The sequence below is a fragment of the Planctomycetota bacterium genome, assembly GCA_016872555.1.
In the GTDB taxonomy this organism is placed as follows: domain Bacteria; phylum Planctomycetota; class Planctomycetia; order Pirellulales; family UBA1268; genus F1-20-MAGs016.
The window spans coordinates 24373-33937 of record VGZO01000044.1 but is presented as its reverse complement, the minus strand read 5'-3'; the positions used below and the strand labels follow the sequence as shown (position 1 = coordinate 33937).

The following is a 9565-nucleotide window of genomic DNA, read 5'->3' as shown; positions in this document are numbered from 1 at the left end:
ATCGACCCGCAGCCAGGGGTGACGGGCCGATGCGAGGGCGACGGCGGAGGGGGCTTGGCTGGCCCTGTCATGGGAATGCCGGCATGTCGTCTCCTGTCATCCACCCACAAAGATCCCGGATGGACCTCACAACGATCCGGCGGATCAGATCATCGTCGCCACGGCCAGGGCGCATGGGAGTCAATTGGTGACCCTGGATCGGCGAATCCTGGCCTACCCTCACGTCAATCTGGCACGCTTCACCTGACCCCGGCATCCGGCAAAAGTCACGCCACGGTGTGGAGCGGCTCCGCGAAAAGAGCCTCAGGAACTTCCGCTGCCGCAACCGCGAGCGACGCCGATGATCGATCGTGTCCTTGCCACCATCCCCGACCGGCTCCGCGGGCTGTTCATCGTCGTCTACGACCCCGAGCCGGGGTATCGCGCGTTTCTCGCCCGGTCGCAGAAGCAGGAAAACGCCCTGGCGCGGGTCACCGTCGCGGTGCCGACCACCGCCGAGTCGCGGCGGATCTTCGGCGTGCCCCTCGACCGGCACGGCATCCAGCCGGTGTTGGTGCGCGTCGAAAACCGCTCCACTGAGGGCCTGCGCCTCCAGGTGGTGAGCCTCGATCCGGCGTATTTCACGGCCACCGAAGCGGCCGGCGTCTGCCACCACTCGTTCCTCCGCCGCCTGGCGGCGTTCGGGGCGCTGGGGTGGTTCCTCCTGCCGCTGGTCCTCCTCGCGCCGCTCAAGCTCCTCTCGGCGTGGCGGGCCAACCGGCGGATCGACGACCTGTTCCGGCAGCTCGCGTTCCGCCTCGTGCCGGTCGAGCCGGGGGGCAGCGCCGAGGGGTTCGTGTTCGCCACCGCCGACGCCGGCACCAAGGCGGTCCACGTGCGCCTCGTGTCGCTCGGCCGACCCGGCGAGGCGTTTGCCCGCGAAGCCGACGCCGCCCCACCGCCGCCGGCGGCCGACTTCCACTTCACCGTCCCCGTGCCGGGGATCGACGCCGACTACCTGCGCCGCGACTTCTCCTCCTTCGTGCCGCCGGCCGACGTCGTCGACTGCGCGCTGGCCGACCTCGCCACGCGCCTCGAGGCGCTCCCCCCGACGACGACCAATGCCGCCGCCACGCGCCACGGCGACCCGGTCAATCTCGTCGTCATCGGCAGCTTCGCGGCGCTGTTGGCGGCGTTCGTGGCGCGGTGGGACGAGAGCGAGTCGATCACGCTGGCGACCTGCTGGAAGACCGCCCGGGCATTCCTGCTCGGGTCGAGCTACCGCTATTCGCCGGTCAGCGCCCTGCACCTCTTCGGCCGCGACCAGGACATCGCCCTGCAGCGCACGCGCCGCACGATCAACGAGCGCCTCCACCTCCGGCTGTGGCTCACGCGGCTGTCGTTCGGCGGCAAGCCGGTGTGGGTCGGGCAGGTGAGCCGCGACATCGGCGTGCGCTTCACGCTCCGGGCGTGGAACCTCACCACCCACCGGATCGACCCCGACATCGACGAGGCACGCGACTACGTCCTCGAAGACCTGCTCGCCGCCGGCCGCGTCCAGGCGGCAGGCTACGTCGGCGGCGGCGACCGCCACGAGCGTGCGAGCCCGGGGCGAAACCTCACCGGCGACCCCTATTTCACCGACGGCCGGCGCGTGGTGATCCTCCTGGCCGACACCCGGCGCGGGCAATGACGACCGACCTCACACCGCTGCCAGCGCCAAGGCGAGTACCGCGAGAAACCGCTCGACGTCGGCGGCGGTGTTGTAGCCATGGATCGCCACGCGCATCCGGCCGGCCGTGTGCATGACGTGGATCCCGGCACGGTGCAGCACGCCGTGGATCGCCTCGGCGCGGGGGTGGCGGAAGGCGAGGATCCCGGCGAGGTGCCCGGGATCGCTCGGCGACAGCAGCTCGACCGGCAAGCCCCGCAGCCCCTCCAGGCAGTGCATCACAAGCGGCCGCGCGTGGGCGTCGATCGCCGCGACGCCGATCCCGCCGACGTAGGCAAGCGCCGCCTCGAGCGCGTAGGCCATCGGGTAGTTGGGCATGCCGACGGCGAATCCGGCCGCCCCCGGCCGGCTGACGGCACGCGCGAAACGGTCGGGTCCGAACGCGTCTTCGAGATGGAACCAGCCCCCGGCCGGCACGGTCCACTCGCCCTTGCGGTGCGGCGGCACGCCGACGATCCCTCCGCCATGGGTGGCGAGGATCCACTTGTGCGTGCTCGACACGACGAGGTCGGCCGCGGACAGATCGAGCGGAATCCGCCCGAGCGCCTGCGTCACGTCGACGGCCACGAGCGCCGGGGAGTGGCGGCGGACGACGGCGGCGGTCGCGGCGAGATCGAGGAGGAAGCCGTTATAGAAACTGACCAGCGACACCGTCACCAGCCGCGTCCGCGCCGAGAGCTCGCGCGCCAGGTCCTCGGTGTGCAGGCGGCCGTCGCGGTGGCGCCAGACGCGCACCGTGGCCCGGGACGACGGTTGCAGCCAGGGGGTCGCCCCGGCGGGGAAATCGAGGTCGTTGACGACCACCTCGTCGCCATCGCGGGGAGCGAGCGCCAGCGCCGCCAGGTTGAACGCCTCGGAGCTCGACGAGCAGAGGGCGACGTCGTCGGTCGCCAGGCCGAGCAGCTCCGCGGCGCGGCGGCGGGCCAGCGTGTGGACCCGGCCATGGGGCTCGCGGCCATCCATGCCGAGAAGTTTGTCGGCGGCGTAGCGGGCCAGCGCCTCGGCGACCGCCGGCGGCGGGATTCCCTCCGCGGCGGTGTTGAGGTAGGTGATGCCGGCCAGTGACGGAAAGTCACGCCGGCGCGAGGCGTCGTCGAGCATCGGGCTATTCGTTGAGCCGGTTGTCGGTGCAACAGCCGTGGGCGCGCTGGTCGTGGCCGGCGCCGTAACCGCCGACGGCGAACAGCCGGTCATCGGGATCGTCGCGGTCGAAGACCCGCACTCCCTCGACCCAGGTGCCCAGCACCTTGGTGCGCAGGGCCAGCGGATCCCCCGAGAGCACGATCAAGTCGCCATCCTTGCCGACCTCGAGCGACCCGATCCGCGCGTCGAGCTCGAGCATCCGCGCTCCGGCGAGGGTCAGCGCCTCGAGCGCCTTGTCGCGCGACATCCCGGCCCGCACCGCCAGCGCCGCGGCCCGGAAAAAGAGCCGCGAATCGGTGACGGGATCGTCGGTGTGAAACGCCACCGGTACCCCCGCGCGCTCGAGGATCGCGCCTGTGGCCAGCGACATCTCCGCCGCCTCGATCTTCCCGCCGGGAGCGTCGACGACGATCACCGAGCAGCCGACACTGGCGCGGGCCAACTGCTCCGCCACCTTCCAGGCCTCGCTGACATGGTGGAGGACGACCTTGAAGCCGAATTCCTCCTTGAGGCGCAGGACCGTGAGGATGTCGTCGGCGCGGTGGCAGTGGTGGTGGACGACGCGCCGGCCGTCGAGCACCTCGACGAGCCCCTCCAGTTCGAGGTCGCGGTCGGGGGTCTTGGCCGCGTCGCCACCGGCCGCGGCGAGCTTGCGGCGGTAGGCATCGGCGGCGAGGAACTTCTGCCGCACCAGCGCCGCCGACTTGGAACGCGTGCCGGGAAACGGCGGGTCCCTCTGCGAGTTGGTGCCGTTGGCCATCTTCATCCCGGCGACGATCCGGCCCGCCTGATCGCGGATGAGAAAGTCGTCGATCGTCGTCGCCCGGCGGAGCTTGGCATAGATCGTCTGGCCGGAGAGGAGATGCCCGGAGCCGGGCATGATGTTGAGCGTCGTGAGCCCGCCGGCGCGGCACTTGCGAAACCCGGCGTCGCGGACGTTGATGCTGTCGAGGACGCGGACGTCGGGCTGGATCGGCGCGCTCGAGTCACCTCCCCAGCCGCCGCCGACATGGCTGTGGGTGTCGACGAGCCCCGGCATCACCACCTTGCCCGTGCAGTCGATCCGCTCGGCGTCGGCGGGCACGGCCGTGGTCGCCGCAGGGCCGACGGCGGTGATCCTCCCCGCGGTGACGATCACGGTCCCCACCGCGATCGGCGGCGCCGAGATCGGCAGCACCTCGCCACCGACGAACACCACCGGCCGGCCGCCGCCTGCCGGTGCTTCCGCGCGCGGGGCATTGCCGCGCTGCCACGCCGCGGCCGCGAGCGCTCCGGCGACGGCTCCCGCGCGGCGCCGCGACAGGCGCGCGGAGTCGCAGCCGTGCGGGATTGGGTCGGCGGCTCGGTTCATCGCAGCGCTCCTGGAGTCGTGCCACCCGGGCACGGATCGCCTGCCCAGGGTATCGCACGGGCCGAGACACCGCATCGGGCCGGCGGCGACACGGCCGGTCGGGGCCACGGAGAGCTAGCGGTCGATCGACAGCAGGCCGAGAAACCAGTGCAGCCGCGGGTCATCTGGCTCGAACACCGTCTGCCACTCCGTCGAGATCCAGTCGATGTCCAGCGCGCCCCGATTGGCAGCCACGAGCGCCTCGATGTCGGTCTGGTCCTGGAGACGGAAGGCGAACAGTTTCAGGAGGATCAGGCCCTCCGCGGTGGCCACGCGAAGGGTCCCCCCCGGCCCCGGTTCCGTGCAGGCTCGCTCGAGGACATGCCGGTACGCGGGCAGGAGCGGTTTCAGCCAGTCGATACGCACCCCGTCGCGCCACAGCACCGCCATGTGATGCCGCGCGAGCTCCTCGATGACGTCGTGGTCGTTGAACTCGAAGCCCAGGCCGCCGAGGGCAGCGAGCACCGCGGGCAGCGTGATCTGGGGAATGTCGACGATCAGATCGACATCCTTCGTATACCGCGGGCGCGACCGGTACCCTGTCGCCAGGCCCCCGATCAGCGCGTAGGGCACGTTGGCCTTCGTCAGGACCGCGACCACGTCCGTCAGCGCGGCCTCGATCGCGTCGATGGGCCTGCCGGTTTCATCCGCCATGGCGCGTGAACAGATTCCGCTGGATGGCCTGCCACCGCGCCTCCTCGAGATCCTCGAGGCGCCCGATCGTGTCGCCGCGGGCGGATGACCGCGCCAGCCGCGCGGCCCAGTGCCGCAGGGCGAAGATCTCCCGCCAGCGCTCGGCAGCCGGCAGCGCCCGAAACCGCCGCGCGTCGGCGGCGATCAGGGCGCGATGGTCGGGAAAAACAACGCTGCCATCGGCAGGCCGGGAGGGGGTGGGCATGCGGACCTCGGCGGAAAGAGCCGGTGCACGCCTCACTCTACCCTCGGCACCGCCGCTCCGATCGACGTCGGGCCGAAGGTACGGTGACTTCGCCCGTTTTCCCGGTCTCGTGTGGCACAATCCCCTGGCATGATGCCCGGGATGATGGCGATCCGTCGCCAGTCCATCGGCCCCGGCGGTTTCGTCCGGCGTTATAGTGATGGCTCGCCGCGATGCCGTGGAGCAGCACGGCCCTCAACGTGGAGCGGCCAGAGGGGATGCCATGCCGGCCTTTGTCCCGTCGCTCGCGCGGCCATTCGCGGGGGTTCTGGCCGTAGCCATCGGTGTGTTCGGCGGCGGTGCCGCCGCCCGGGCGGTCGAACCGTCGGCCCTGGTGAAGCAGTTCTGCCAGGAGTGCCACGCCGGGGATCGGGTCGAGGGGGATATCGATCTTGCCCACCTCACCCCCGAGGCGATGCGGCGCGACGTCGCCACCTGGCAGCGGGCCACCGAGATGGTGGTCACCGGGCAGATGCCGCCGCGCGAAGCGGTGCAGCCGACCGCCGAGGAGCGCACGGCGCTTGCCGACTGGCTCGGGGGGTTTCTCCGCGCCGAGGCCCGCGCCCATGCCGGCGACCCGGGGCGGGTCGTGCTCCGCCGGCTCAACAACGCCGAATACACGTTCGCGATCCGCGATCTGACGGGCCTGGAGAGCCTCGAGCCGGCCCGTGAGTTTCCCGCCGACAGCGGCGCCGGCGAAGGCTTCACCAACACCGGCCAGACGCTGGCGATGTCGCCGGCGCTGTTCGAGAAGTACCTGGCCGCCGCCAAGGTGGTCACCGACCACGCCGTGCTCCTGCCCGACGGGATCGGGTTTTCCACCGGCACGACCCACCGCGACGTCACCGACGAATTGCTCGCGCGGATCCGGGCGATCTACCGGACCTTCACCGTGCCGCTCGAAGCCACCGGCCGCGGCGGGCAGACGACTGTCGAGCAAGGGATCGAGCTCGACATGGGGCGCGAGGGTTTTCTCCCCGTCGGCGCGTACCTCGGGGCGCTGGTCGAGGAGCGCGGCCGCCTCGCGGCCGATCCGTCGGCAGTGGCCACCGTCGCGGCCCAGCGCGGCCTGAGCCCGAAGTACCTCGGGATCCTCCATGCGGCACTGTCGGTGCCGGCCCCCGCCGAATCGCCATCGCCACTCGACGACCTCCGCCGCGCGTTCGCCACGGCCGCGCCGGCCGACGCCGCGGGCCTCGCCGAGCGCGTCCGGCAATGGCAGGGGGCGCTGTGGCGCTTCAACAAGGTCGGCCAGATCGGCCGGCGCCTCGGCCGCCCCGACGGCCCCGAGACCTGGCTCGAGGCGCGGTCGCCGCTGGTCGCCCGGCAGGACTTCCGGATCCGCCTCCCCGACGCCCCCACCGGCGCCACCGTCGCCGTCTCGTTCGACGCCGGCGACTGTGGCGACGGCGCCGGGGGTGCCGCCGGCGATGTCGTCGTCTGGGAGCGGCCGCGGCTGGTGGCACCGGGGCGCGGCGACGTGGCATTGGCCGACGTCGGGCGCTTGTCGGCGGCGCTGGCCGGCTGGCGGCAGGAACTAGCGAGCAGCGCCGCGGCGAGCCTGGCGGCGGCCGACGAACTGCGCGAGGCGACCGGGGCGCCCCCGGCGCTCGAGGCGCTGGCGGCGCGGCGCGGCGTCGATCCGCTGCTCCTGGCCGGGTGGCTCGGGGCGCTGGGGATCGGCGCCGGGCCTGTCGACTTCGACCTCCTCGCCACCCCCGAGCGTGGGATCGGCGGCTGGGAGGCGGTGCGCGGGTTCGTCGCCGCCGACGCCCTGAGTGTCGTTGCCAACGCCTCCGATCAGTCGGTGCAGATCCCCGGCACGCTCGGCGCCCACGGCGTGGCCGTCCACCCCGCCCCCACGAAGCGCGTGATCGTCGCCTGGCGGAGCCCCGTCGCCGGCGCGGTGACGGTCTCTTCCGTCGTGACACGCGCCCATGTCGGCTGCGGCAACGGCACCACCTGGAGCCTCGAGGTGCGGCGCGGCGGCGTCCGCCAGACGCTGGCCAGTGGGTTTGCCGACGAGCCGAAGCCCAAGACCGCCGGCCCGCTCGCCGGCGTCGCCGTGCAGCCCGGCGACGCGATCTGCCTCGTCGTCGGGCCGCGCGACGGCAGCCATGTGTGCGACCTCACCGCCGTCGACCTCACGATCGCCCACGGCGACGAAACCTGGCACCTCGCCGGTGAAGTGTCGCCCGACATCCTCGCCGGCAATCCCCACGCCGACGGCCGCGGCCGCGCCGGCGTGTGGCACTTCGCCCACGAGCCCGACCAGCCGACCGGAGCCCTCGCGATCCCTCCCGGCTCGGTCCTCGACCGCTGGCTCACCGCACCGGCCGGCGCCGAGCGTGCGGCTGCCGCTGCCGAGCTCTCGCGCCTCCTCGCCGCGGCGCAGGCCGGCCAACTCCCCGACGGCCCCGATGGTGCGCTCGCCCGCCTCCTGCTTTCCCCCTCGGGGCCGGTCCTCGCCCCGAGCTTCCGCGCCTGGCTCGCGGCCCCCGCGCCTGCCGGGGCCGGTGCGTTCGGCCACCATCCCGATGGTTTGGCGGTCGGCCCGGCCGACCTGTGTGTGGCGGCCCCGGACCGGTTCACGGTTGAGATCCCCGCCGATCTCGCCGCGGGGAGCGAGCTGGTCACCGCCGCCGCGCTCCATCCGCAGGCTCCGCCGACGGCCTGCGTGCAGCCGGCGCTGCACGTGGGGGGCGCGCCCGCTGGGGAGCCGGGCCTGCGCGCCGGCGCGGCGGTGATCGCCGCTCCGGGGTCTCCCGCCGCGCGGCGGATCGAGGAGGGGTTCGCCGCGTTCCGGGAGTTGTTTCCCACGGCCCCCTGCTACGTGAAGATCGTCCCGGTCGACGAGGTCGTCACGCTCAACGTCTTCTTCCGCGAAGACGACCACCTCCGCCGGCTCCTCCTCGACGCCGAGCAGACCGCCCGGCTCGACCGGGCCTGGGAAGGGCTCGAGTACGTCAGCCGCGAGCCGCTCGAACTGCGCGACGCCCTCGAGCAGCTCATCGAATACGCCACGCAAGACAACCCCGCCGGCGTGCAGTCGTTCACGCCGATGCGCCCCCACGTCGTCGCCCGCGCCGAGGCGTTCGCGCGGCAGCTGGTGGCGACCGAGCCGGCCCACGTCGACGCCGTCGTCGCCCGCGCCGCCCGGGCGTTTCGTCGGCCGCTCGCGGCAGCGGAGGAGGAACGACTCCGCGGGCTGTACCGGCGCCTCCGCGCCGAGTCGCACTCCCACGAAGAGGCGATCCGGCTCACGCTGGCCAGCGTGCTGGTGGCGCCGGAGTTTCTCTACAGGCTCGAAGCACCCGGCGCCGGCAGTGCCGCTTCGCCGGTCACACCATACGAGTTGGCGACGCGGCTGAGCCTGTTTCTCTGGTCGTCGCTCCCCGACGACGAGCTTTTGGCGGTGGCCGCCAGCGGCGCGCTTGCCGACGACGCCGTGCTCGTCGCCCAGACGCGGCGGATGCGCGCCGACCCGCGCGCGCGGCGGCTGGCCGAGGAGTTCGGCACGCAGTGGCTCCACGTCCATGGGTTCGCCACGCACGACGAGAAGAGCGCCGAGGCATTTCCCACGTTTCACCCCCTCCGCGCCGCGATGGAGGAGGAGACGGTGCTGTTCCTCGACGACCTGTTCCGCAACGACCGGCCGATCGATTCGCTCGTGAACGCCGACCACACGTTCCTCAACGCCGCTCTGGCCGCCCACTACGGCATCCCCGGCGTCGAGGGGAGCCACTGGCGGCGCGTGGACGGCGTCCGGACGTTCGGCCGCGGCGGGATCCTCGGCCTGGCCAGCACGCTGGCGACGACCAGCGGCGCCTCGCGCACCAGCCCCATTCTCCGCGGCAACTGGCTCTCCGAGGTGATCCTCGGCGAGAAGCTCCCCAAGCCGCCGAAAAACGTCCCACTGCTGGCCGACGAGCTGCCGGCCGGCCTCTCCGAGCGCGAGCTGATCGCCCGCCATTCGGCCGACGAATCGTGCGCCACCTGCCACCGCCGGATCGACCCCTACGGCTTCGCCCTCGAGAGGTTCGACGCCATCGGCCGGCGCCGTACCGCCGACGCCGCCGGCCACCCGATCGACGACCGGACGACGCTCCCCGACGGCACCGCCGTGGCAGGCGTCGACGGCCTCCGCGACTGGCTCGGGGGGAAGCGCGGCCGCGACGTCGAACGGCAGTTCTGCCGGAAGCTGCTCGGCTACGCCCTCGGCCGGGGCGTGCAGCTCTCCGACGAGCCGCTCCTCGACACGATCCAGGAGCGTCTCGCCGCCGCCGACCACCGCGTCGGCACGGCGATCGAGGCGATCGTCACCAGCCCCCAGTTCCGCTCGATCCGCGGTCGCGATGCAGCCGATTGACGTTCCATCCCGGAG

Annotated in this window: 6 protein-coding genes; 2 read left to right on the top strand and 4 right to left on the bottom strand. The window is 72.7% G+C overall.

What is annotated here, in order from left to right; genetic code table 11:
• Positions 1 to 340 precede the first annotated feature (340 nt).
• Positions 341 to 1672: a hypothetical protein gene (locus FJ309_13580; protein MBM3955623.1), complete on the top strand. Its 1332-nt coding sequence runs from the start codon at positions 341 to 343 to the stop codon at positions 1670 to 1672.
• Between the two features lie 9 nt (positions 1673 to 1681).
• Here the strand turns inward: FJ309_13580 and FJ309_13575 are convergent, their stop codons facing one another.
• The 4 genes from FJ309_13575 to FJ309_13560 form a co-directional block, all read right to left on the bottom strand.
• On the bottom strand, positions 1682 to 2812 hold the full coding sequence (locus FJ309_13575) for an aminotransferase class V-fold PLP-dependent enzyme (protein ID MBM3955622.1): 1131 nt from the start codon (positions 2810 to 2812) through the stop codon (positions 1682 to 1684).
• A 4-nt stretch (positions 2813 to 2816) separates the two neighbouring features.
• Positions 2817 to 4205 carry an amidohydrolase family protein gene (locus tag FJ309_13570; GenBank protein MBM3955621.1) on the bottom strand — a complete coding sequence of 463 codons (1389 nt, stop codon included), beginning with the start codon at positions 4203 to 4205 and terminating at the stop codon, positions 2817 to 2819.
• A gap of 114 nt (positions 4206 to 4319) precedes the next feature.
• Positions 4320 to 4898, bottom strand: coding sequence for a hypothetical protein (locus FJ309_13565; GenBank protein MBM3955620.1), 579 nt, complete (start codon positions 4896 to 4898; stop codon positions 4320 to 4322).
• The gene (locus FJ309_13560) at positions 4888 to 5142 is read right to left on the bottom strand and encodes a hypothetical protein (protein MBM3955619.1); all 255 of its coding nucleotides are present in this window, start codon (positions 5140 to 5142) and stop codon (positions 4888 to 4890) included. Before FJ309_13560 ends, FJ309_13565 begins: the two co-directional genes overlap by 11 nt.
• 199 nt (positions 5143 to 5341) lie before the next feature.
• Here FJ309_13560 and FJ309_13555 point away from each other — a divergent pair, with 199 nt between their 5' ends.
• Positions 5342 to 9550 carry a DUF1592 domain-containing protein gene (locus tag FJ309_13555; GenBank protein ID MBM3955618.1) on the top strand — a complete coding sequence of 1403 codons (4209 nt, stop codon included), beginning with the start codon at positions 5342 to 5344 and terminating at the stop codon, positions 9548 to 9550.
• The last annotated feature ends 15 nt before the right edge of the window (positions 9551 to 9565 follow it).

Coding starts and splice junctions, on each gene's coding strand:
- FJ309_13580 (MBM3955623.1), top strand. CDS start 341: ATGATCGATCGTGTCCTTGCCACCATCCCCGACCGGCTCCGCGGGCTG.
- FJ309_13575 (MBM3955622.1), bottom strand. CDS start 2,812: ATGCTCGACGACGCCTCGCGCCGGCGTGACTTTCCGTCACTGGCCGGC.
- FJ309_13570 (MBM3955621.1), bottom strand. CDS start 4,205: ATGAACCGAGCCGCCGACCCAATCCCGCACGGCTGCGACTCCGCGCGC.
- FJ309_13565 (MBM3955620.1), bottom strand. CDS start 4,898: ATGGCGGATGAAACCGGCAGGCCCATCGACGCGATCGAGGCCGCGCTG.
- FJ309_13560 (MBM3955619.1), bottom strand. CDS start 5,142: ATGCCCACCCCCTCCCGGCCTGCCGATGGCAGCGTTGTTTTTCCCGAC.
- FJ309_13555 (MBM3955618.1), top strand. CDS start 5,342: ATGGCTCGCCGCGATGCCGTGGAGCAGCACGGCCCTCAACGTGGAGCG.